The organism is Streptomyces sp. NPDC005576, assembly GCF_042871745.1.
Classification (GTDB): Bacteria; Actinomycetota; Actinomycetes; order Streptomycetales; family Streptomycetaceae; genus Streptomyces.
Window position 1 is genome coordinate 251,071 of record NZ_JBIAJC010000009.1, and the last position, 23,528, is coordinate 274,598.

Consider the following 23,528-nt stretch of genomic DNA (forward strand, 5'->3'; position numbering starts at 1 on the left):
CCGCACGGCGTCGGGATTGTCGGTGGGGTCCCCCACAATGGAAGCGCGCAGTACGCCTCGGGTTCTCGTCACCGCAGGACCGCACGACACCACCGGAAGGGCGGTGACCATGTCCGTATGGGACGACCTGGTCGGTCAGGACCGGGTGCAGGAGCAGCTCGCGGCTGCCGCCCGCGACGCCGACATCCTGGTCACCGCGACGGCCGCCCGGGAGCCCGTGCCTCCGGGCTCGAAGATGACGCACGCCTGGCTGTTCACCGGACCGCCCGGTTCCGGCACGGCCACCGCCGCCCGGGCCTTCGCCGCCGCCCTCCAGTGCACCAGCCCCGACCGGGCCATGGGCGGGGCCCCCGGTTGCGGCTTCTGCGACGGCTGCCACACCAGCCTCATCGGCACCCATGCCGACGTCCAGGTGATCCGCACGGACCTGCTCTCCATCGGTGTGAAGGAGACCCGTGACCTGGTGCGCCGGGCCCAGCTCTCACCGGCCGTGGGCCGCTGGCAGGTCATCGTCCTGGAGGACGCCGACCGCCTGACCGAGGGCGCCGGGAACGTCCTGCTCAAGGCCGTGGAGGAGCCCGCCCCGCGGACGGTGTGGCTGCTCTGCGCGCCCTCGTTGGAGGACGTGCTGCCCACGATCCGCTCCCGCTGCCGCCACCTCACGCTGGGTACGCCCCCGGTGGAGGCGGTGGCGGACGTCCTCATCCGCCGCGACGGCATCGACCCCGAGCGCGCCCACGCCGCGGCCCGTGCCACCCAGGGCCACATCGGGCGTGCCCGTCGGCTGGCGACGGACGAGCGGGCGCGGGCCCGCCGGGCCGCCGTGCTCAAGGTCCCGCTGCGCGTCGCGGACGTGGGCGGTTGCCTCAAGGCGGCGCAGGAGTTGATCGACACGGCTGCCGAGGACGCCAAGGAGGTGGCCGAGGAGGTCGACGTCAAGGAGACCGAGGAGATGAAGGCGGCGCTCGGTGCGTCGGCCGGAGGCCGGATGCCACGCGGCACGGCGGGCGTGATGAAGGACCTGGAGGACAAGCAGAAGCGGCGGAAGACGCGTACCCAGCGCGACAGCCTCGATCTCGCCCTCACCGAGCTCACCGGCTTCTACCGCGATGTGCTGGCCCTCCAGATGGGCTCGCGGATCGCCCTCGCCAACACCGACGTACGGGACGCCCTCGACCGGATCGCCGAGTCCTCCGGGCCGGCGCAGACCCTCCGCCGTATCGAGGCGGTGATCGCCTGCCGCAACGCGCTCGACCGGAACGTCGCGCCGCTGCTGGCGGTGGAGGCGATGACGATGGCGCTGCGCGCCGGCTGAGGGTGCGGTCGCCCGGCTCTGCTCGGCCGGCTCTGCTCATCGGATGCTGTTCTGTTCGTGGGCGATCGCGTCGCGCGTTCACCCGAATGAGGAGGAAATCGGACGACTCGTCACCGGGCGACTACGCTCCGGACATGGACTCCAGGCGCCTGCTCCAGACCCTCGCCATCACGCTCGGCACAGCCGGACTCTTTGTCTCCGGTTGTACGAGCGGCGGCTCGACGCCCAGCGCGTCCGCCGTCGGGTCCTCGGCGACCGTGGCCGCCGAGGACCTCGCCCCCTACTACAAGCAGAAGCTGAAGTGGGGCGCGTGCGGCGTCGAAGGCTTCCAGTGCGCGACGATGAAGGCGCCGAAGAACTACGGGAAGCCCGGTGACGGGGACGTCGATCTGGCGGTCTCGCGGAAGAAGGCGACCGGGCCGGGCGAGCGGATCGGCTCCCTCCTGGTGAACCCCGGCGGCCCCGGCGGCTCGGCCGTCGAGTACCTCCAGGGGTACGCGGCCCTCGGCTACCCGGCGCAGGTCCGCGCCCGGTACGACATGGTGGCCGTGGACCCGCGCGGGGTGGCCCGCAGCGAACCCGTCGAATGCCTGACCGGCAAGGAGATGGACGCGTTCACCCAGGTCGACCTGACGCCGGACGACCAGGCGGAGATCGGGAAGCTGGAGGCCGCCTTCAAGAAGTTCGCCCACGGCTGCAAGAAGCGCTCCGGGAAGATCCTCCCGTACGTCTCCACCGTCGACTCGGCCCGCGACATGGACATCCTGCGCGGCGTCCTGGGCGACGAGAAGCTGCACTACGTCGGCGCCTCGTACGGTACGTACCTGGGTGCGATCTACGCCGACCTGTTCCCGGACCGGGTGGGCCGCCTGGTGCTGGACGGGGCGCTGGACCCGTCGCTGGCCGCCGTCGACGTGAACCGCGACCAGACGGCCGGCTTCGAGGGCGCCTTCAGATCCTTCGCGGCGGACTGCGTGGAGCAGCCGGACTGCCCGCTGGGCACCACGAGCACCGCCGACGCCGCCGCCGAGCTGAAGAAGCTCTTCCAGGACCTGGACGCCGAGCCGGTCCCGACCGGCGAGGACCGGAAGCTGGGCGAGTCCCTCGCGACCACGGGCGTGATCGCCGCCATGTACGACGAGGCCGCCTGGCCCCAGCTCCGCGAGGCGATCGCGGGCGCCCGGCACGGCGACGGCTCCGGCCTGCTCGCCCTCTCCGACAGCTATTACGAGCGCTCGCCCGACGGCTCGTACGCCAACCTCATGTACGCCAACTACGCGGTGAACTGCCTCGACCTGCCCGCCGCCTTCGCCGACAGCTCCGCCGTGGAGAAAGCCGTCCCGAGCTTCGAGAAGGCATCCCCGGTCTTCGGCCGGAACTTCGCGTGGGCGGCCCTGAACTGTGCGTACTGGCCGGTCGACCCCACCGGTACCCCGCACGCGACGCACGCGGAGGGCGCCGGCCCGATCCTCGTCGTCGGCACCACCCGGGACCCGGCCACCCCGTACAAGTGGGCCGTATCCCTCGCCGATCAGCTCACCTCCGGCACCCTGCTCACCTACGTCGGCGACGGCCACACCGCGTACGGGCGGGGCAGCGACTGCATCGACACCGCGATCAACCGGTACCTCCTGGAGGGCACCGTCCCCAGGAAGGGCACGAAGTGCACCTGAGCCGCCGGTGCCCCGGGCCGCCGACCCTGGCCGAGCTGTCCGGGGCGAGCTGTCCGGGCTGCCCGGGCTGCCCGGGTGGGGCTGGCCCCGGCTTGGCTGCCACGGGGCCCGCGTGCGGCCCCATCCCGGCCCTCGGAGCTGCGCTGACCTGCGCGGAGGGCATGTGGGGCCGGTGGTACGGAGCACCACCGGAAACTGTGTAGACTTGGCCCCGCTGCTGATCGCACCATGGTGTGACAGGGCGTGCCGCCTTAGCTCAGTTGGCCAGAGCAACGCACTCGTAATGCGTAGGTCTCGGGTTCGAATCCCGAAGGCGGCTCGGAATTGCCCCAGGACTCACTCGCCGTGACCTGGGGCTTTTTCATGTCCATTACCTTGCTGGCTCGAATCGAGAGCCCGGACTCCTGCTCGCGAAGGGCCCGGTGGCCGACCGGTGGGCACTCGTGTAAAGGGAGCGTAAAGCCTACGGCGATCAATTTTCCGAGCAGCTCTGGAGTCAAGCGCCGAACCGTGAGGGAGTTGGCTGTCCGGCGAAGGAGTGGATAAGTTCTGCGGCACGAACAGATGCGGGTACGCCGGTATCTCCAGGCAGATCGCGCGTTGCCGCGAGAAGCGCGCCGTTCGGGGTGCGTACGAACGGCTCGCTGAGAAGTCTGCCAACTGGAGCCCGACGACGGCCCATGGTGCGAGGAGGGAGACGCCCGCCTGATGAGCAGTTCGCCGACGCCTTCGCTCGAGCCCGCCGCACCCCACTCGGAGACGGGCCGGGTCACCACGACACCGCCCTTGCCACCCCTGACGTACGCACGCGACCTGCCGGGCTGGCAGCACATCGGTATCGCGCTGCGCCGGACCCCCGCCTCGGTGTGGAACGACAACGTGACCGACTTCGCTGCCGCCCTCACCTACTACGCGGTGCTCGCGCTCTTCCCGACCCTTCTGGTCACGGTCTCGCTGTTGGGAATCGTCGGTGCCTCGACCACCGATAACCTGATCAGTAACGTGATCGCTGTCGTGCCGACCGAGTCCCGCCCCGTCATGCAGAGCACGTTGCAGGGCATGGCGGAGCAGCACACGGCCGCGTGGACGCTGGCCGTCTTCGGCATGATCGGTGCTCTGTGGTCCGCCTCCAGCTATCTGGGGGTGTTCCGCCGGGCCCTGCACGTCATGTACGGCGTTGAGGACCTGCGTCCGGCGTGGAGGACGGCACCACGGCTGGTGATGACCGCGCTGGTGCTGCTGGCGCTTCTGGTTTCCAGTGCGCTGGTGCTCATCCTGAGCGGCGAAGCGGCCCACACCATCGGCCGGCTCGTGGGCATGGACAGCATGGCCGGCACCGCCTGGAACGCCCTGAAATGGCCGCTTCTGCTGTGCCTGGTCGCCATCTTGGTGCTGGTGCTGTTCCGCTCGGGCCCGGACGGGACACGTGGGGTGCGGCAGAGACTTGTGGGAGACGCCTTGGCCGTGGCCCTGTGGCTCGCCGCGTCCGCCAGCTTCGCTCTCTACGTTTCGCGCGTCGGCACCTACAACCGGCTGTACGGGTCGCTCGCCGGGATCATCGTCTTCCTGGTGTGGCTGTGGCTGTCCAATCTGGCCCTCCTCACCGGCGCCCAGTTCAACGCCGAACTGGCTAAAATCCGCCGTCGGTGACCAACAGGGCGGCGCCCCGTATGTCAGGCAGCGCGTAGCCAGTGCCTGACGGCCGCTGCCCGTCCCGCCAGGCCGCATGCCCAGAAGATCCACATCGGCACTCGGGAGGTCGGAAAAGGCTGCGAGCATGACACACTCAAGCGGTCCGTCGGTGACCCGTGCCCGCCCCGGTCGCCGCATTCTTCGGACCGGGACGGACCCACGCGTAGCGCCTGCCGCTCCACGTTGCGGACGTCGGAACGTCCAAAAGTAAACCAATGTGGCTAGGAGCTTGTGATGGCGCGAAGGGTCCTGCGTGACAAGACCGCGACGAAGTCCGGGGACCGGGTGTTCGGAAAACCTCCCATGTCTGTGCTTGGCCGGGTACTGGCCATGTTGTTGGCCTTCGGGGCGATGGTGGGGTTCGCTGTGGTGCTGGCCCGGCTGACGCTGGAACCGTCGGCGGCTTCCGTGCCGTTGACGCACAGTAATCTGCGTCCTGGTGACTCCATCCGTGCCTATCTCGGTCAGCCCCTTTCCTTCGACACGGTCAAGCAGCTCGGCGGCAACATCGTGATGGGGGTGCCGTTCGGTGTGCTGCTGCCGGTGTTGGTGCCCCGAACGCGAGGGCTGGTCCGGGTGGCGGTGGTCACCGCCTTCGTGATGCTCCTTGTGGAACTCGTCCAAGGCGCCCTGATCATCGGGCGGACCTTCGACATCGATGACGTTCTGCTCAACACCACAGGTGCCCTTCTGGGTTATCTGCTGCTCGGCCTCTGGTTGGGCCGAGCCGTGCATCCCCGACGCCGCCACTGGTGGCATCGCTCCAGCAGGCACCCGCTGACTGATACGGAACCGGCATAGCTGAGCCTTTTCAGCGGCGGCCCTCTCCCGCAGGTGAGGTGTCGTCGCGCGGTGTTGACGCTGTCGGCGTGCAGGGCGGCTGCGGCTGTGCCGGTCCGCCGCCATGGACGTCAGTGGTGATGCTCGCGCCACCCGGGCCGCCCGACCCGCCGACGTCGATCGATGAAGCGGCCATGGCCCGGACACCGGCTGCGACCGAGACCCGGGTGCGGCGGGGGAAGGTTTCCGGGGTAGTCGGCGCGACGGTGATTCCGTTCGCAGCGCGGGCGCGGGCGCGGGCGCTGGTGTCGGTGGCGTCGACGGGGAGCTGGTACGTCAACGCCATGCGCTGACCGATCCAGAACTCGACGCGCGCGGCGACCACACGCCGCCTGACGTCGGCAGCGGCCACGCGCTCCCCACGGATGGCCCTGCACCCGCTCGGTGGCCAGGGCGGCGACCGTCCCGGACCGGCGGCCGAACCTCGTCGGCGTACCGCCGCGGACACCCCGCTGCGGTCCGCCACAGCGGGCCGAACGGCCCTCCGGGGTACGGGAGATGAACCCGCGGTGTGCAGGGTGCGGCGAGTCGGAGCTGTGCAGGTCAGCGGCGTCCGGGGCGGGGCGGGCTTCATTACGGTGATCCCGTGCGGACACGGCAGCAGTCAGGTGACGGCAGGACCGAGGCCCCCCAGCAGGCGCCCCGGGTGCGGTCGACGGTCGGGCCATCGGCGGCAGGACCGTCCGTGGCAGGGCCGTCCGTGGCCGGGCCTTCCACAACAGGGCCATCGACAGCCGGGCCGGCCACGTCCGGGCCGGCGATCAGCCCGTTGCTCGGCGTTCAGCGCGCCGCGGGGAACGCGGCGGCGGTGGCGATGGTGCGGGGCGCGCGGGCGGGGCGGCCCCGGTCCGCCTCGGCTCCCGCTTCTGCCCCCGCGCCCGTCCCGGCCCCCGTGACGGTGCCCGCCCCGGAGACATCGGGGCAGGCCGGGATGGTTCTGCCGCCGTATCTGATGACGCTGGAGGCGGCCGGGCTGTCGCCGGTGTACGGGCTGACCGGGCACGAGTTCGTCAGACACGCGGTCGCTGCGGTGGTCGGGCACGGAGAGGGCACCGTCGGCGAGATCGCCGAGGAGCTGGCCGGGCGGCCGGAGTCGTTCTTCGGGCAGGGGCGCGCCTTCGCGGTCCAGGGAGCCAAGGGCAAGGAGTGGTTCGACGTCACGATCACCGTCTCCCCGGCTCCCGGTGAACGGCCGCCCGTCTTCCACCCCAAGAAGGACCTGGCCGAGCGGCCGCCCGATCCGAACGGGGCGCCGGTGGCCGAACTGGACGAGGCGGAGGGCAAGGACACCAAGGTCGACGTCCAGCACAACTCGGTCGCCACCGTGGGCAGTACGGCGGGTTCGTCGTCCAGCAAGGGTCTGGGAGGCATGGCCTTCGCGCTCGCGCCCGTCCTGCCGGGCCTGTTCGTCGGCGGTGCCGCCACCGGCAACGCGCAGCCCTGGCAGTCCTCCCGTGAGTCCCGCAGCCAGCGGACCGTGGCGGAGCCGCGCGTCCTGCGCAGCGACAAGGGTTCGGTCGAGGTGGTGCGCAGGGTGCGGTACGGCGTACGGGTGGTACGGAGTGGTACGCAGGAGCAGCAGAGCTTCCAGGGCGCCGGAACGCTCACCCAGCGGGTGCCCACCGAGCATCTGGTGCCGGCCGGCACCGTGGCACCGCGGGCGCCGGAGGCCATCCGGCCGGAGACGGCCCGACGGGTCCGGCTCGCCGACTCCATGGCTCCGGTCGGCGTGGCGGACACGGCGGCCCCGCACCGGGGCGGTGGCGGACTGTTCGACACGGTCGCCTCCGTGCTGCACCCGTCGGTCACCGCCGAGGGTGCGCCCGGCCGTGCGCGGCTGTACGAGGCGACGTCGACGGCGACCGTGCTGGAGGATCTGCCCCGGCTGCTCGGAGACGGTGTCGTCGGCGAGGATCTCCAGGCCAAGGACGGCCAGACGGCGGCCAGTTACCGCATGCGGGCCGAGATCACCGGTGTCTCGCCCGCTTGGAGCACCGGCAAGACCCAGTTGCGGACCCACCAGCAGACCCAGCACGCGGCCGGGGCGAGCGCGGGCAAGGGGCGGGCCTTCGGGGGTGGGCTGGGTCCGGCGATCGGCGTCGGGGTGTCCGGCAACGCGGCTGTCGTACGGGGCACGGCCATGCCGGTGGCGACGGCCCGCAGGGCGCGGTTCACGCAGAACGAACAAACCGTGACGAACCGTCAGGGGGCGGAGGTGCGCGGGGACAAGGCCCTGTACCTGGCGACCGTGCGGTTCACCGCCGAGGGCACGGGGCCCCGGTCGGGCGCGATGGTCCTGGACCCCCGGCTCGCGGCCGCCACCCACTCCATGAGGGTGTGGATGAGCCTGCGGGCCGACGAGGCGCGGGACATCGGGCTGCCGTTGCCGCCGGGCATGGATGCCGGGGAGTTCGTCGAGAAGCCGAGGAAGGCCGACGAGAACGGTGTGGAGCGGGACGTCGAGCGCCACCTCGCGTACGAGACGGGCTCCAGCGTCGTCCTGAGCGGGGTCGACAGCCGTCCGATGGTGCAGGCCGTGACCGAGTTGTTCGGTACCGATCCGCGGCTTGCCGAGTATCTGCCCGCCTTCGGGGAGAGCCGGGCGGCGAAGATCCCCACTGCGGAGGAGTCGGCGCTCCAGCGGGAGAACTACCGCACGCTGGTGGCAGCCCTCTCGGAGACCAACCTCAAGGCCAACAAGGTCCAATTGCTCTCCACCGGCATCCCGGTACGCCTGCGCCGCAAGACCACGATGCACGCCCACGACGTGCTGGTACGGGTCAAGGGCATGCTCAGCGACACCCGCTATCTCGGCGACACCGAGGACTGGATGGTGCGCAGCCACTCGGGGGTCACCAGCAGCGCGCAGAGCGGGCGCAGCAGTGCGCGGTCGATCGGCGGGCTCGTCCTCGGACAGGCCCGGGTGGTCCCCGGCGTGCTGACCGCCTCGGCCCGCTACGAGCGGCACCGGTCCGGTACGCGCCGCAACCAGGCGGGCCCCACCACGCGTACCGACACCCTCACCAACGGTTCCGAGACCGCCGCCGTCTTCGGCGCGGGGCTGCGGCTCGACGTGGACATCTCCATGACATCGAGGCCGCGCAAGCTCGCCCGCGCCCTCGCGCCGGGCTCTCCGGGCCGTCATGTGCCGGAGGCGAGGGTGATCGGCGGGCTGCGTCTGGACGAGCAGGACGTCAGGCTGCTGACACCGGCCGAGTTCACGCTGGACCCCGCCGAGAAGTCCGCGCAGGCCGCGGTCAGGGAGCGGCGTACCGCCCGGCCGTCCAAGCCGGAGCAGCCGTTCGCCCCGACCGGTATCGGCGACCTGGCCGGGCTCGTCCCCGCCCCCTCCACCGGGAAGGCGCTGCGGGACTGGCAGTTGATGGAGACCGTCGGCGACGGTGGTGCCGTCCGCGATCTCGCCTTCGCGCTGTTGGCGAAGGCCGCCGGCCGGAGCAGGGAGGCGCACGAGGACGCCGCCCTGGCGACCGAGGGGCTCGCGCCGAGGCTGGCGATCGAGGAGCGGTTGAGTCCGCAGGCGCTCCACGCGTCGCTGCGGCAGGCGACGTCTTCGGGCTGGGTGGTGAAGGACCTGCGTTACGAGCGCCGCCTGACCGCGCTCAACGGCGCGATCGGCACCAAGCTCACGCTGGCCAATCCGAAGTTCCTGCACAGGGGCGAGGGGCCCGGTACGGAGACCCTCGTGCTGGGCGGCCACCAGAGCTCCGGGCAGCGGGGCCAGGGCACCAGCAGCACGGTGCAGGTCGGGTCCACGGTCTCCGAGAACTTCACGGGCGGGCGGGCCGGTCAGGGGGTCTCGGGTTTCCGCACCACCTCGAGGGGTGGCTCCGAGACCGCCACCGTCTCCGGCACGGTCGAACGCAACGCCCATACCCCGAAGAAGGCCCCGCTCCATCTGGTCCAGTGCGACCTGCTGGTGAGCATGGTGGCCGAGGTGATGGTCGCCACCGGCGGCCCGTACGTGGAGAGTGCCTCCCGGACCCTGCCGGCGGAGGCCGCGGTCTGGCTCACCGAGGCGCAGCTTCCGCCCGCCATCCGGCGGCAGGCGGGGCTGGACGAGGAGCCGGCCGCGGCACCGCCCGGTCCGCGGGCCCCGGAGACCGGGGAGAGCTCCCGGGCGGGCGCCGAGCGGGCGGCCCGGGAAGGGGCGGGCGGGGCAGCGGCGGGCGGCGCTGAACGCACCGCGAACGGGCCCACCGCCGCACCCGCCGCACCATCCCCTGCGGCACCCGCCGCACGACCCACCGCCGCCCCCACCGGGCCCGTCCTCGGCCGCGGGCTCCCTCTCGGGTTCGGCATGATCGAGAACCTGCCGAACTTCGTTCCCCTGCTGGGGCGGTTGCGCGAGAGCCTCGCGTCGGGCCCGCGGAAGGGGCTGGCGGAGGACCTGCTGCCCAGGCAGCAGCTCAAGGACCGCAACGACAACGTGCAGCGGCTGCTGCGGGTACTGGACCGGAGCGGGTCCGCCGCGCTGTTGGCCGGAGCGATGGACGGCGGGGTCACCGTGGAGCTGTTCGACGGGCGCAACACGCCGTACTGGGCGGTGTTCAAGGTCGACCGGGTGCGGGACGCCACGTTCCAGGAGAAGGCGGACGACGGCCGGGACATGGAGTACATCACCCTGGCCTCCGGCCAGCGGGCCACCGCGCGGGACCGGGGCGTGACGAAGGGGGCGGAGGCCGTCGTGGCCGGCTCGGGCAGGCCGGAGGGCACTCTGGGCGGCCTGAAGAGCATGGGTGGCGCGGGCGGGGCCGCCTTCGCGACCGGGTCGTCCCAGCGCGAAGGCGAGGCGAGCAGGGGCCAGTCGGGCGTGAAGATGGTCGCCGAGGCCAAGTCCGCTCCGTCGGCGAGGATGCGGGTGCCGATCACCGCGAGCCTGGAACTCCTCGGCGCCGGGGGCCGTGTGTCGCTGGCCAGGATGGAGAACCTGGCGCTGACCCACCGGGTGCTGGAGAAGGACCTGGAGGCTCTCGGCCGGGTGTCCGCCCCCGTCGTGGCTCCCCCCGTCGCCGCCGGTCCGCGGAACCAGCCGCCGCCCCAGCTGGAGGCCTGGCGGGCGGCGGGGGTGCGGCTGCCCATGGAGGCCCAGGTCAACGGGTTCCACGGTGCGCCGCGCGTACGGGAGTTGGTCAACTCCGCCGTGAAGGCGGCGGGCGGCGGCGACCGGTTCGGAGGCAAGGGGCAGGCGGCCGCGTACGCACTGAACGAGGCGGTCTCCACCGAGTGGATGATCGCGGCGCTGCCGTCCCTGACCTCCGCCGGGGTGGATCTGCCTCCGGTGCACGCCACCGGGGTGGAGGGGCAGGACCTGCGGGCCTCCCTCCACGCCCGTCTGCGGCAGGGGCGGGTCCTCGGCGTCGGTGACCAGATGACCTTCGAGACGGTGGGGCAGAGCCACCTCGGAGCACACCGCCCGGCCCAGGGCGACGGCTCTTCGTCCGCCGAACGGAAGCGGGCGGGCCGGGGGCTGGCGGGCGCGGGCCTGCTCAACGCGGACGAGTTCCGGCTCAACCAGCTGATGGGCAACGCGGACGGTTCGTCCGGCGCGACCGGCGCCGCGGGCAACGCCGCGGGGTCCTGGCCACTGGTCAAGCCGAAGATGTCGTCGGTGCTGGTCCAGTTCACGCTGGACGTCAAGGTGGTGGCCCGGGTGACCGACCGGGGCCGCGCCGCGGCCGACCGGGTGCGACGGAAGGTGACCGACGGGCACGCCCTCACCCACAGCACCACCGCCGTACGCGAGATGACCTTGCCACAGCCGGTGGTGATCCGGATGCCGGAGCCGATGGTCAAGCACATGCTGCGCTCCGCGGGCGCCGAACTCCAGGACCCGGGAGACTACGTGGGTCTCACCGCAGCGGTTGCGCCGCCCCCGCCCGCCTCCTGAGCCCGGCGGCCGAGGGCTGTCCCGCCCTCAGTCCTCGCCCAGCGAGGCGCGCAGCTCGACGCGGCGGCGTATCCCCAACTTCCGGTACGTATGCGTCAGATGGGTCTCGACCGTGCGCCGGGCCAGGTGCAGCAGGTCGGCGATCTCGGTGTTCGTGCGGCCGTCGGCGGCCAGGCGGGCGATGCGTCGCTCGCTGACGGTGAGGGAGCGCGCGCCGGTGCGGGCTGCCGGGGTGCGGCGGGCGCCGCTCTCGCGCAGGGACCGCTCCGCGAGGGTGCGCAGTCGTGCGGCGCCGAGCCGTTCGGCGCGCTCGACCGCCTCGCGCAGGGACCGGCGGGCGTGGGAGCGCTCCCCCGCGGCCGTCAGGGCTTCACCCTGCGCGATCAGCGCGGAGACCAGCTCCGTCTCGACCGCGGCCGGGGCGTCCCGGAGCAGCTGTACGGCCTCCTCGGTCAGCGTGAGGCCCCGGCGACCGCCGGTGACCGTGCCGAGCACCCGCAGTGCGCGGCCCACCGGGCGCGCGGTGCCCCAGACGCGGGCCAGACGCAGTTCCTCCTCGGCCAGCGCGAGCGCCTGTGCGGGGCTGCCCAGCACCAGACAGCACAGGGCGGCCGCCGTGCGCCAGGGGGTGACGACCGGGCTGACCACCTGGCGTTCGCTCTGGCGGCGTCCGCACTCCAGGAAGTCGTGCAGTGCCCCCGCCGGATCTCCGTCCGAGGCGCGCAGGAACCCTCGCGCGTAGAGGAGCCGGTTGCGGCCCCAGGAGTCGGGCGCCTCCCGCAGGTCGAAGGCGTCCGAGAGCCGTCGTGCCTCAGCCGTGCGGCCTGCCTCCACGAGCCCGGTCAGCACGTGGGCGTACGCGGGGGTGAGCCCGGTGGCGTCGAAGGCGGGCGGCTCTTCCGGCAGCCCGGTGAAGTCACCCCGGGCGGCCGCGATGTCGGCGCGGACGTGGAGCAGCGCCACGTGCATGGGGTGCGGCAGGTGGGGGTGGTGGCCGGCCAGGCCGCGGTCGACCAGCTCCTCGGCCTCGTCGAGTTCGTCGGCCCACTGGGCCACGGTGGCCGCCGCGCCCAGCAGGAACGGTTCGGCAAGCGGGTCGGACGGCTCGGCGAGCAGGACGCGCACCTTCCTCATCGCCTCTTCCGCCGAGGTCAGCCCGGCGGTGGCCGCGTACCGAACGAGCAGGGCCTGGGCGGCCGGGCTGACCAGCTCCGGGGTGCGTTCGGCGGCGTCGCGCAGCCACCGGTAGACCTCGCGGCGGACCGTCTTGTCCTGGTCGGACAGGAGCACGGTCGCACTCTGCAGGGTGCTCGCCAGGCCGGGGTGGCCGGCGAGCTGACCGTCGGCGTTGCGCAGCACCTCCAGGGCGGCGCGGGTGCTGCCCCGGTCGGCGAGCGCGGTGCCCAGGGCGACGGCCGCGCTGACCCGGTCGCGCGGCGTGCCCGCCAGCGCGAGCGCCTCGGCGAACCGGGGTATCGCGGCCGAGGACTGGGAGCCCGCGTACTCCAGGGAGCCCAGCTCGGTGAGCAGCCGCTGCCGGTCCTCGGGAGGGAGCGGTTCGTCCAGGGCGCGACGGAGGTACGCGACGGCGTCACCGGTCCGTCCGGCGCCCAGGGCCAGCGAGGTGGCGCCGTGCAGCACGACCGGGACCCAGGGTTCGCCCACCGGACCGGAGAGCATCAGGTGCCCGGCGACCGTCTCGGCGGGCGCGCCCCAGCGCAGGCTGGCCGCGGCCGCCGCCCCGCGGACCGCGTACCGCCGGGTCGCGGGGACGCAGGCGAGGACCGCGTCCCGCAGCAACGGGTGGGCGTAGCGGGGCCGGGCGTCGTTGCCGGCGCGCAGTAAGCCCAGTCCGGTCATCGCGGTGAGCCACCCCGCCACCCGGGCCGGGTCGGCGCCCGACAGCTCGGCGAGCAGCCGGGCGCCGACCCGGCCCGGATCGTGGGCGGCCCGGTCCCCGCCGGACGGTTCGGGGCGTACGGAGGGTCCCCGGTCCGGTTCTTCGTCCAGGGCCGCCAGGATGCGCGCCACCTCAGCGGTGCCCGCCCCGGCGTTCTCCAGCCACCACGACACGGCCGCCGCGTACGCCCCCGGGTAGAGCGCGGCGGCACTCTCGGGGAAGGCGGGGAGGTCCCCGGAGGCGTCCAGGTCGTCCAGGAGGGCGTGCAGCAGCAGCGGGCTCGCCGCACCGGCCCGGGTACACGCCTCGACCCACGGCCCGGGGGCAGAGGGGAAGAGCGCGCGCACCACGTCGGCCGCCGACTCCGCGGTGGGCGGGGCGAGGGTGTGGGCGCGGACGAGGGCGGGGGAGAGGCCGCGGGCGAAGCCCGGTGCGGGCGGGTCCACGTCGTACTGGACGCGTTCGGTGACGGCCAGCAGCACCGGCAGCCGGAGCCGGTCCACGTGCCGGGCGGTCTCCACCAGCCACCGGTGGGAGGGCGCGTCGGCGAGGTGCACGTCGTCCACGGCCACGAGGAGCGGGGACTCCCGGGCGTGGGCCAGCAGCGACCGCCGCAGCCGGTCGCCGTGTTCGCGCTCGTCGGTGGAGCCGCCTTCCGCCCCGCACGGCGCCCGCGTCTCCGCCCCGGACCGCAGGAGCTGGAGGACGGCGGCGAAGGGGACGGAGGCGTCATCGGGCGAGCAACGGGCCCGCAGCACCCGCATCCCGTGCCCGGTGGCGGCCTCGACGGCGGCCTCCAGGACGGTGGTCCGGCCCGTGCCGGTGGCCCCGCGCAGCAGCACCAGACCGCCGTGCCCCGCACGGGCGCGCGCGGCACCGGTCGCGAGAAGTTCGGTCGCACCCCTGTGCTCGCGCGGTTGCTCACTGTAGGGTCCGGACATTCTGTCCCCTCCTTGTGACGGTGGAGTAGGCGGCGCCGTGCCCGCGAAGGGCACCGCGAGGAGTGCCCTCACGGCCCTCGACGACCGCCGATCTCGTGGTGCCGCTCGTGGTGTTCCACGATTGCCGGCCCTCCGGCCCTTCCACGAATGTGGAGAACGCGGACCCGCCACCTGCCGGACCCCGGTGGCACGCACGCGTACATGGGGGAAGTCGGTTGCTCAGCGCCACGCGCACCACACAGCCCGGCCCGGCCGAGCCCGTGGACCGGATACGGGTCGCGGTGCACGCCCGGGACCCGATCTCGATCGAGGGAGTACGCAGCCAGCTGCGCCGGTACCCGGAGATCGACCTCCGCGACGAGGGCGAATCCGGCCCCGGCATGGTGCTCTTGCTCATCGAGGACGCACTCGACGAGGCGGTGCTGACCCGGCTCCGCCGCCTGGTGCGCGGTGAGGGCGCGCGGGCGGCGCTCGTCGTGGGCGCGCTGCGGGAGGCCGAGCTGCTCGACGTGATCGAGTGCGGCGTCGGCGCCATCGTGTGGCGCCACGAGGCCACCGCCACCCGGCTCGTACAGGCGGTCCGCGCGGCCGACCGCGGCGACGGCGACCTGCCGTCGGACCTGCTCGGACGGCTGATCACCCAGGTCGGTTCGCTGCACCGCCACGCGGCGGGCCGATCGGGCACGCCCGCCCCGGGACTGACGTCGCGTGAGGTCGATGTGCTGCGGCTCGTGGCCGAGGGGTTCGACACCGGAGAGATCGCCAAGAAGCTGTCCTACTCCGAACGCACGGTCAAGAACGTCCTGCACGGGTTGACCACCCGACTGCACCTCCGCAACCGGGCGCACGCCGTGGCTCAGGCCTTGAGGGAAGGCTACATCTGACCGGAAGGGCAAATCGAGCCGCCCCTCCGGGCGGTGCGGCCTGCCCGATCGTCGTCCCGGCGCGACTGCGGGGACGGGCGGTGGGGGAGGCAGGATCGTCCGCGGCGGCCGGGGCGACCACGGTGGCGAGCACGGCGGCATGGACGACACGCGGGGCCGGGAACGGCAGGGCGGGAGCACGACGGTGATCCACGAAGTGGACGAGGTCCTCAAGAACCTGCTCAGCGGAGGGGCGTTGAGCGGATCGGGCATCGACATCGCCTTCGACGCACCCACCCGGGACTGGGCCGCCCGCCGCAACGCGCCCACCATCAACGCCTATCTGTACGACATCCGCGAGGACATCAACCGCCGCCAACGGGGACAGGTACCCGTCTTCGACGAGCGGGACGTGGTCGTCAAGCGCCGCCAACCGCCGCGCTGGTTCCGGCTGTCGTACCTGGTGACGGCCTGGACGAAGCAGCCCCAGGACGAACACCGGCTGCTCTCCGCCGCGCTGGCCACCCTCATCCCGCGCGAACTCATCGCGCCGTCGGAACTTCCGGGTTCGCTGGGCGCGTTGGGCATGACCGTGCCGCTCTCGGTGGCGGGCATCCAGACCGAGGCCCGCTCGCTCGCGGAGATCTGGTCCGCGCTCGGCGGCGAACTCAAGCCCTCCCTCGACCTGGTGATCACCGCCCCCTTCCCGGCCTACCCCGAGTACGACGCCGGCCCGCCCGTCACCGAGGGCGCCGCCGTCCGCGTGGGCTCCCTGGACGGCACCATGGGCGGCACCCCGGCCGAGGCGCCGGAACGCGCCCACCGGGACCACCAGGTGGCGGCCGCCCAGGAGGCCAGGAAAGTGGCCCGGCGCAACCGGACCACGGGCAAGCGGACATGACCGTACGGACCCCGCCCCACCCGGCGGCCGACCCAGTCCACGCCGAGTCCCTCCTCGCCCGCCTCGCCGAACTGCGCGAGCGCGCGGCGCTGCTGGTCGAGTACCGCTCCGCCGACGACCCCACGGCGTCCGACCCGCTGCGCGGCCTGTACATCTCACAGGACGCGGTACGGCGCCTGCTGCGCCCCACGGAGCCCGTACGGCTCGACGTGGCCGAGCCGGCCGACCTCTACGACGACCGCCTGAGCGACCTCGCCGGCCGGTTCGGCCTGACCGGACTCGACGCCCTCGTCCTCCTCGTCGCGCTCGCCCCCGACCTGGACCGGAGCTTCGAGTCGCTCTACGGCTACCTGAACGACGACGTCGGACGGCGCCGGGCCACCGTCGCGCTCGCCTTCGACCTGTGCGGCATCCCCGTACACCTCGCCTCCGCGCGCGCCCGGATGCACCCGGCGGCGCCGCTGCGCGCGCTCGGGCTGCTCGACGTGGAGGAGCCCGAACGCCCCTTCCTGAGCCGCTCGTTGCGCGTGCCGGACCGGCTGGTGGCGCATCTCCTCGGCGACGACTCCCCGGACGCGTCCCTCACCGGACACCTCCACCCGCTGGACGAGGCCGCCGAACCGTACGAGGAGCACGTGGCGTTCGGCGGGCACGGCGCGTTCGGCGGCGACGGCGCGTTCGGCGGGCACGGGGCCTACGACGGACACGAGCCCCTCCCGGACGACGGGCCCGGCCGCTTCGTGCACCGGCTGGCCGCCCGGCTCGCCGCCGGTCCGCCGGTCACCGCCTACGTCCGCGAACGGCGTGAGGGCGACGGCCTGTCCTCCGTCGCCGCCGCGCTGCGCGCCGCGGGCCGCCCGGCCCTGCGGTTCACCGGACCCGAGGACCGTGTCCCCGGCCTGCTGCGCGAGGCCCGGCTGACCGGGCGCGCGGTGGTCGTGCAAGGGCTGCCCGACAAACCCGAGTCGCTGGTACGGCAGTTGGCCGAGGCCCGCGACATCACCGTGCTGATCACCGGGCCGCGTCCGTACGACCCCGAGTGGTGCGACACGGACCCGCTCGTCCTGGAGGCACCGCGTCGGGGCGTCGGCGCGGTCGGCGCCTGGTCGGCGGCGCTCGGCGAGGAGCCCGGCTTCGACCTGGCCGCGACCGTCGCCCCCTACCACCTGGCCGGTGAGCACATCGTCCGCGCCGCCCGCGCGGCCCAGGGCCTGGCGGCCTTCGACGGGGTCCCGCTCGCCCCCGCCCACCTGCGGCTCGCCGCACGCCAGCAGTCCGCCTCCGGTCTCGAACAGCACGCCCGCCGCATCCGGCCCGACGTCGACTGGCGGGACCTGGTGCTGCCCCCCGGCCCGCTCGGCGAACTGCGGGAACTCGCCCTGCGCGCGCGCCACCGCGACCGGGTCCTCGGTGAGTGGCGGCTGAGCGCGGGCGGCGGCCGCGGCCGGGGTGTCCTCGGGCTGTTCGCCGGCGCCTCGGGCACCGGAAAGACCCTGGCGGCCGAGGTCGTCGCGGCCGAACTCGGCCTCGACCTCTACACGGTCCAGCTGTCGTCGGTGGTCGACAAATACGTCGGTGAGACCGAGAAGAACCTCGAACGCATCTTCACCGAGGCGGACCGCACCGACGCCGTGCTCCTCTTCGACGAGGCCGACGCCGTCTTCGGCAAGCGGTCCGAGGTCAAGGACGCCCACGACAAGTACGCCAACATGGAGAGCTCCTACCTGCTCCAGCGCCTGGAGTCCTTCGACGGCATCGCGCTCCTCACCACCAATCTGCGCGCCAACATCGACGAGGCGTTCACCCGGCGCCTGGACCTGGTCGTGGACTTCCCCTTCCCCGACGTCGAGCAGCGCCTCGCCCTGTGGCGGCACAGCCTGTCCCACGTGCCCTGCGCGGACGGCATCGACGTGAAGCAGGTGGCGGTGGTCTTCGAGCTGGCGGGCGGCTCGATCCGCAGCGCCGTGATGACCGCCGCCTACCTCGCAGCCGGCCGGGACGACACGGTCACCGCCGCCGACCTGCTGGAGGGCGCCCGGCGCGAGTACCGCAAGGCCGGGCGGCTGGTACCGGGCGAGGGGACCTGGTAGTCCGGTGCCCTCACCGGCACCGGCCCACCGCACACCGGCCCACCGCACACCGGCTCACCGCACACCGGCTCGGCCGGTGGCCCGATGACGCTCCCGGCAGGGCGTCGCCCTGCCGGGAGGCACGACGAGGTCACTCGGCGGCCGGTGGCACCGTGAACTGAACAGCTTCCAGAGCGCGGTTGTTGTCGGTCGTCCCGCCGAAGTTGTACGCCGGTCGCGGACCCGTGCAGGTGTTGGTCTTCGCCCACTCCGAGCCGGTGAAGCGGATGTACTGGCAGATCTGCCCGCTGCCCACGTTGATGGCGTACCCCGCCATCAGAGGGGCGTCCTTCTCCGCGCTGCCGATGTAGTTGTCCTTGCCGTCCTCGACGACGGGCGTCCACTTCTTCAACCACTTGCCCAGTCCGTTGGTCGACTCGGGATCGTGGACGAGGGCGTTGCCGGACGAGCCGTCGACTCCGTACACCGCGATGTTGAGGGCCGTGATCGGCACGCTCCGGGTGTTGCCGGCCATGGTTCCGTCGCAGACCGGATGCTGCCAGCCCTCGCCCTTGATGAAGGCGCGGTAGCAGATGTGCCGGCCCATGGGGTCGTCCTCGGCCAGGCGGTTGACCGCGGTCGCCGCCGTGTCCTCAGGCGGCTTCGGGGTGGCTTTCTTCTCGTCGCTGGATCCGCCGGATCCGCCGGAGTCTTTGGTTGTGGGTTGTTCGGTGGGTTGGGTGGGGGTTTGGGTGGTGGGTGCGGGGGCTGGTGGTGGGGCGAGGGCGGTTGTGGGTGTGGGGGTGGGTGCGAGGGTGGCGCCGGCTTCGACGAGTTTTTCGGTGGTGCCGGTGGCGATGGTGGGTTTGTGGCCGAACCAGAGGGCGATGAAGGTGATGGTGAGGGCGAGGAGTATGCCGAGGAGGGTGGCGAGCCAGCGGGGGAGGAAGCCGCGTTGGATGAAGGTTCCGTCGACGGGGAGGGGTGTGGTTCCGGAGCGTTGGACGGTGAGGGTGTAGGGGCGTTGTTCTTTGGGGCCGAACCAGATGATGGTGCGGGGTTTGAGGGTGGTGGTGATGAAGGCGGCTCGGCCGGGTTCTATCTGGATGTTGCTGGGGCGGAGGTCGTAGGTGAGTTGGTCGCCGTTGTCGGTGCCGTTGAGTGATGCGGTGAGTTTGGTGTTGCCGAGGTTGTCGATGGCGAGGCGGGGGCGTCCGCGGAATCGGCCTTTGACGGTGGGGGGGACGAGTTCGGTGCGGAGTTCGGTGAAGGGGGTGATGGTGAGGTTGCCCTCGGGGACGGTGGTTGCTTCGGGGTGTTCGGTGGGGGTGATGCGGATGGCGTAGGGGTTGGGGCCTGCGGTGGCGTCGGGGGTGCGTGGGGGTGCGAACCTGAGCTCGACGGTGCCGGTGGTTCCGGGGAAGAGGCGCAGGGTGGGTGGGTCGAGGGTGGTCCAGGGGGCGATGTCGCCGACCGCTTCAAAGCGGTACTCGTCCACCACGTCGCCGGTGTTGCGCAGGCGCAGTCGTACGGTGGTGGTGCTGCCGGGATCGACCGTGGCCGACGCGGGTTCCAGGGAGGTCCAAAGGCTCACGCGGCCACGTTAGATCAGTGGGGACGTGGCCTGATGTGGCTTTTGGGCGTGGGTAGTTGGTCGGCCCGCCGAACGTGCCTGTCCGATCGTCCCCCGAGTCTCCCCCGGGCAGAGCGCTCTGCCCGGGGTGATGCCCTGCTGGACCTTCCCCTTCCCCGGTGGAGGGCCATGGCGGGCCCCCGATACCGACTCTGGGTCAGTGCACGGCCTCGATCTGGGCGCGGGTGAGCGCCTGGTCCCACACCGAGACGTCGTTGATCTTCCCGTCGAATTTGTCGGCATCGGCGTCGGCGTACCTGGCCCGCCCGATGATGAAGGCGCCGGTCGTCTCGAACGGGTAGAGGTCCTGGGCGGAGCCCTGGGGCGCACCGTTGACGTAGAGCGTCTGGGTGCCGGTGGTTCCGTCGAAGACGCCGACCAGATGGGTCCAGGTGCGCAGCTCCGACGGGGCGAGGGAGAGCGCGCGGTAGCCCGTCCCGGCGTACGTACCACCGTCCGAGCGTGTCCGGGCGAACGACCAGCGGTTCTCCCCCGGGGAGTACTGGAGGTAGAAAGCGCTGTTGTGCTCCCCGCTCTGGCTGACCGCGGTGCGGAAGTCGCCGGTGCTGTTCAGGTACACCCATGCCGAGACGGTGAAGCTGCTGCCGGGCCCGGTGGGCACCACCGGGCTCGTCGAGATCATCTGGCTGCTCGAACCGTTGAAGGCGCCGGCGCCGCCGTGCCCGTCGGTGCCGTCCACGTCGGTCACGGTGAGCGGGTGGGCGCCGGTCTCGTCCTTGCCCGGCGCGCCGGGCCTGATCAGCCAGTGGCCGATCGGCTTCGGTACCTCGGTGGCTTTCTTCTCGTCGCTGGATCCGCCGGATCCGCCGGAGTCTTTGGTTGTGGGTTGTTCGGTGGGTTGGGTGGGGGTTTGGGTGGTGGGTGCGGGGGCTGGTGGTGGGGCGAGGGCGGTTGTGGGTGTGGGGGTGGGTGCGAGGGTGGCGCCGGCTTCGACGAGTTTTTCGGTGGTGCCGGTGGCGATGGTGGGTTTGTGGCCGAACCAGAGGGCGATGAAGGTGATGGTGAGGGCGAGGAGTATGCCGAGGAGGGTGGCGAGCCAGCGGGGGAGGAAGCCGCGTTGGATGAAGGTTCCGTCGACGGGGAGGGGTGTGGTTCCGGAGCGTTGGACGGTGAGGGTGTAGGGGCGTTGTTCTTTGGGGCCGAACCAGATGATGGTGCGGGGTTTGAGGGTGGTGGTGATGAAGGCGGCTCGGCCGGGTTCTATCTGGATGTTGCTGGGGCGGAGGTCGTAGGTGAGTTGGTCGCCGTTGTCGGTGCCGTTGAGTGATGCGGTGAGTTTGGTGTTGCCGAGGTTGTCGATGGCGAGGCGGGGGCGTCCGCGGAATCGGCCTTTGACGGTGGGGGGGACGAGTTCGGTGCGGAGTTCGGTGAAGGGGGTGATGGTGAGGTTGCCCTCGGGGACGGTGGTTGCTTCGGGGTGTTCGGTGGGGGTGATGCGGATGGCGTAGGGGTTGGGGCCTGCGGTGGCGTCGGGGGTGCGTGGGGGTGCGAACCTGAGCTCGACGGTGCCGGTGGTTCCGGGGAAGAGGCGCAGGGTGGGTGGGTCGAGGGTGGTCCAGGGGGCGATGTCGCCGACCGCTTCAAAGCGGTACTCGTCCACCACGTCGCCGGTGTTGCGCAGGCGCAGTCGTACGGTGGTGGTGCTGCCGGGATCGACCGTGGCCGACGCGGGTTCGAGAGAAGTCCATAGGCTCACGCGGCCACGCTAGGCGGCGAGGACGGGCCGTTCATGGGGCTTCGGGACAAAAGGATTCGACCGCACGGATGCGCGTGCCTGCCCGATCGGCCGCCCACTCCCACCGGGGCAGCACTGCTTGCCCGCACGAGTGCCCTCGTGGCCCTTTCGGTACGGGGCGGAGCGTGGTAATTCTGACGGATCGGAGCCCCGGTCCGCCGCACACCGTATGCGGCCACCCCTCCACCCGGCCGAGGCGGACGCGGGGCGGGTGCCCGACCGGGAAGACGAGGACGGACGCCGGATCTCCACCGGGCGCCCGCTCGCCCCGCGCGGCCCGGTGCGGCCCATGGCGGGCTCCCGGCTGCCCTTGAGGGCAGAGATGGTGCCCCCGGACAGGACCCGGAGGACGTTTCGGCGGTGCTCCCGCACGGGTGAGAGTAAGGCGGTTCCTGTCTCGTACCCCGAGGAGAGCAGAACATGCCGTCCTATTTGTCGCCCGGCGTCTACGTCGAGGAGGTGGCCAGCGGCTCGCGTCCCATCGAGGGAGTGGGCACGTCGGTCGCCGCCTTCGTGGGACTCGCGCCGAGCGGTCCGCTGAACGAGCCGACCCTGGTCACCAACTGGAGCCAGTACGTGGCCTCGTTCGGTGAGTTCACCGACGGGTACTACCTGGCGCACTCCGTCTACGGCTTCTTCAACAACGGCGGCTCCGCGGCCTACGTGGTCCGGGTGGGCGGCTCCGCCGAGGGTGCCCCCCTCGACGGCGCGGCCGGCCCCGGCCGTACCGCCGTGAAGTCCTCCGCCGCCCCGGCCGCGCTGGAGGCCGGGGAGTTCCGGCCGCTCGGCGGGTTCTCGGTCGCGGCCATCGCCCCCGGCACCAACGGCGCGCTCAGCGTCGAGGTGACGCTGCCGGAGGAGGAGGGACCGGCCGACCGGTTCAAGCTGACGGTCAAGGACGGCGACAAGGCCGTCGAGACCTTCGACGTGTCCGCCAAGAAGGGCGGCCGTACCTACGTCGTCACGCAGGTGAAGGAGCGCTCCAAGCTCATCACCGTCGCCGAGGCCGCGCCCGCCGGACAGCTGGTCCGGCCGGACGCCCAGACGGTGGCCCTCGCGGCCCCCGCCTCGGCCGCTCCCGCCGAGCCGGCCGAGGGCGCCTACCCCGGCCCGGCCCGCTACCTGGGCGACTCCGCGGACCGTACCGGCTTCGGTGGTCTGGAGGCCGTGGACGAGATCTCCATGGTCGCGGTGCCCGACCTGATGGCCGCCTACCAGCGCGGCGCGATCGACCTGGAGGCCGTCAAGGCAGTCCAGTTGGGCATGATCGCGCACTGTGAGCTCATGGGCGACCGCGTCGCGGTCATCGACCCGCCGCCCGGCCTGAACGCCCGTCAGATTCGGGTGTGGCGCCAGGAGACGGCCGGCTACGACTCCAAGTACGCCGCGCTGTACTACCCGTGGATCAAGTCCTTCGACCCGGCCGCCGGGCAGTCGGTGCTGGTTCCGCCGAGCGGCCACGTCGCCGGCATCTGGGCCCGCAACGACGCCGAGCGCGGTGTGCACAAGGCGCCCGCCAACGAGGTCGTGCGCGGCGCGGTGGACCTGGAGACCCAGATCACCCGCGGCGAGCAGGACCTGCTCAACCCGATCGGCGTCAACTGCATCCGCGCCTTCCCCGGCCGCGGCATCCGCGTCTGGGGAGCCCGTACGGTCTCCTCCGACCCGGCCTGGCGCTACCTGAACATCCGCCGGTACTTCAACTACCTGGAGGAGTCGATCCTCCTCGGTACCCAGTGGGTGGTGTTCGAGCCGAACGACCACGCCCTGTGGGCGCGTATCCGGCGCAACATCTCGGCGTTCCTGGTCAACGAGTGGCGCAGCGGCGCCCTCTTCGGCCAGCGCCCCGAGGAGGCCTTCTACGTCAAGTGTGACGAGGAGACCAACCCGCCGGAGTCGGTCGACGTCGGCCGGGTGGTGTGCGAGATCGGCATCGCGCCGGTCAAGCCCGCCGAGTTCGTGATCTTCCGACTGGCTCAGTTCTCCAGCGGCAGCGGAGAGCTGGAGGAGTAGCCGGTTTCCCGGGTGGTGTCCGGC

At 72.3% G+C, this 23,528-nt stretch carries 13 protein-coding genes and 1 tRNA gene; 10 read left to right on the forward strand and 4 right to left on the reverse strand.

What is annotated here, in order from left to right:
* The first annotated feature begins 109 nt into the window (after window positions 1-109).
* The 5 genes from ACFYPN_RS18275 (at window position 110) to ACFYPN_RS18295 (ending at window position 5,481) form a co-directional block, all read left to right on the forward strand.
* Entirely contained in the window at window positions 110-1,315 is a 1,206-nt protein-coding gene (locus ACFYPN_RS18275; RefSeq protein ID WP_389299280.1) for a DNA polymerase III subunit delta', read from the forward strand.
* Between the two features lie 134 nt (window positions 1,316-1,449).
* Window positions 1,450-2,988 carry an alpha/beta hydrolase gene (locus ACFYPN_RS18280; RefSeq protein ID WP_389299283.1) on the forward strand — a complete coding sequence of 513 codons (1,539 nt, stop codon included), beginning with the start codon at window positions 1,450-1,452 and terminating at the stop codon, window positions 2,986-2,988.
* Window positions 2,989-3,233: 245 nt separating this feature from the next.
* Window positions 3,234-3,307, forward strand: a tRNA-Thr gene (locus tag ACFYPN_RS18285).
* A gap of 389 nt (window positions 3,308-3,696) precedes the next feature.
* The gene (locus ACFYPN_RS18290; protein WP_389299285.1) at window positions 3,697-4,638 is read left to right on the forward strand and encodes a YihY/virulence factor BrkB family protein; all 942 of its coding nucleotides are present in this window, start codon (window positions 3,697-3,699) and stop codon (window positions 4,636-4,638) included.
* Window positions 4,639-4,914: 276 nt separating this feature from the next.
* The gene (locus ACFYPN_RS18295) at window positions 4,915-5,481 is read left to right on the forward strand and encodes a VanZ family protein (RefSeq protein ID WP_358763026.1); all 567 of its coding nucleotides are present in this window, start codon (window positions 4,915-4,917) and stop codon (window positions 5,479-5,481) included.
* A gap of 10 nt (window positions 5,482-5,491) precedes the next feature.
* Here the strand turns inward: ACFYPN_RS18295 and ACFYPN_RS18300 are convergent, their stop codons facing one another.
* Window positions 5,492-5,872 carry a hypothetical protein gene (locus tag ACFYPN_RS18300; RefSeq protein ID WP_389299288.1) on the reverse strand — a complete coding sequence of 127 codons (381 nt, stop codon included), beginning with the start codon at window positions 5,870-5,872 and terminating at the stop codon, window positions 5,492-5,494.
* Between the two features lie 579 nt (window positions 5,873-6,451).
* Here ACFYPN_RS18300 and ACFYPN_RS18305 point away from each other — a divergent pair.
* A complete protein-coding gene (locus ACFYPN_RS18305; RefSeq protein ID WP_389299291.1) occupies window positions 6,452-11,428 on the forward strand; it encodes a hypothetical protein in 4,977 nt (1,658 codons plus the stop codon).
* 27 nt (window positions 11,429-11,455) lie between these two features.
* Here the strand turns inward: ACFYPN_RS18305 and ACFYPN_RS18310 are convergent, their stop codons facing one another.
* On the reverse strand, window positions 11,456-14,269 hold the full coding sequence (locus ACFYPN_RS18310; protein ID WP_389299293.1) for a LuxR C-terminal-related transcriptional regulator: 2,814 nt from the start codon (window positions 14,267-14,269) through the stop codon (window positions 11,456-11,458).
* A gap of 215 nt (window positions 14,270-14,484) precedes the next feature.
* On the opposite strand from ACFYPN_RS18310, the gene ACFYPN_RS18315 reads away from it, so the two are divergent.
* From ACFYPN_RS18315 to ACFYPN_RS18325, 3 genes are all read left to right on the forward strand, one after another.
* Window positions 14,485-15,153, forward strand: a complete 669-nt coding sequence (locus ACFYPN_RS18315; protein WP_358761175.1) for a response regulator transcription factor — start codon at window positions 14,485-14,487, stop codon at window positions 15,151-15,153.
* 184 nt (window positions 15,154-15,337) lie between these two features.
* Entirely contained in the window at window positions 15,338-16,033 is a 696-nt protein-coding gene (locus tag ACFYPN_RS18320; RefSeq protein ID WP_358761184.1) for a DUF4255 domain-containing protein, read from the forward strand.
* Window positions 16,030-18,123 (forward strand): ATP-binding protein, encoded by a 2,094-nt coding sequence (locus ACFYPN_RS18325; protein ID WP_389299296.1) that lies wholly within the window; start codon window positions 16,030-16,032, stop codon window positions 18,121-18,123. Before ACFYPN_RS18320 ends, ACFYPN_RS18325 begins: the two co-directional genes overlap by 4 nt.
* Window positions 18,124-18,253: 130 nt before the next feature.
* On the opposite strand, the gene ACFYPN_RS18330 is transcribed toward ACFYPN_RS18325, so the two are convergent.
* Together ACFYPN_RS18330 and ACFYPN_RS18335 are read right to left on the reverse strand one after the other, a co-directional pair.
* The gene (locus tag ACFYPN_RS18330) at window positions 18,254-19,696 is read right to left on the reverse strand and encodes a hydrolase (protein WP_389299299.1); all 1,443 of its coding nucleotides are present in this window, start codon (window positions 19,694-19,696) and stop codon (window positions 18,254-18,256) included.
* 196 nt (window positions 19,697-19,892) lie between these two features.
* Window positions 19,893-21,452, reverse strand: a complete 1,560-nt coding sequence (locus ACFYPN_RS18335; protein ID WP_389299301.1) for a LamG-like jellyroll fold domain-containing protein — start codon at window positions 21,450-21,452, stop codon at window positions 19,893-19,895.
* 459 nt (window positions 21,453-21,911) lie between these two features.
* On the opposite strand from ACFYPN_RS18335, the gene ACFYPN_RS18340 reads away from it, so the two are divergent.
* Window positions 21,912-23,504, forward strand: a complete 1,593-nt coding sequence (locus ACFYPN_RS18340; RefSeq protein WP_358761173.1) for a phage tail sheath subtilisin-like domain-containing protein — start codon at window positions 21,912-21,914, stop codon at window positions 23,502-23,504.
* The last annotated feature ends 24 nt before the right edge of the window (window positions 23,505-23,528 follow it).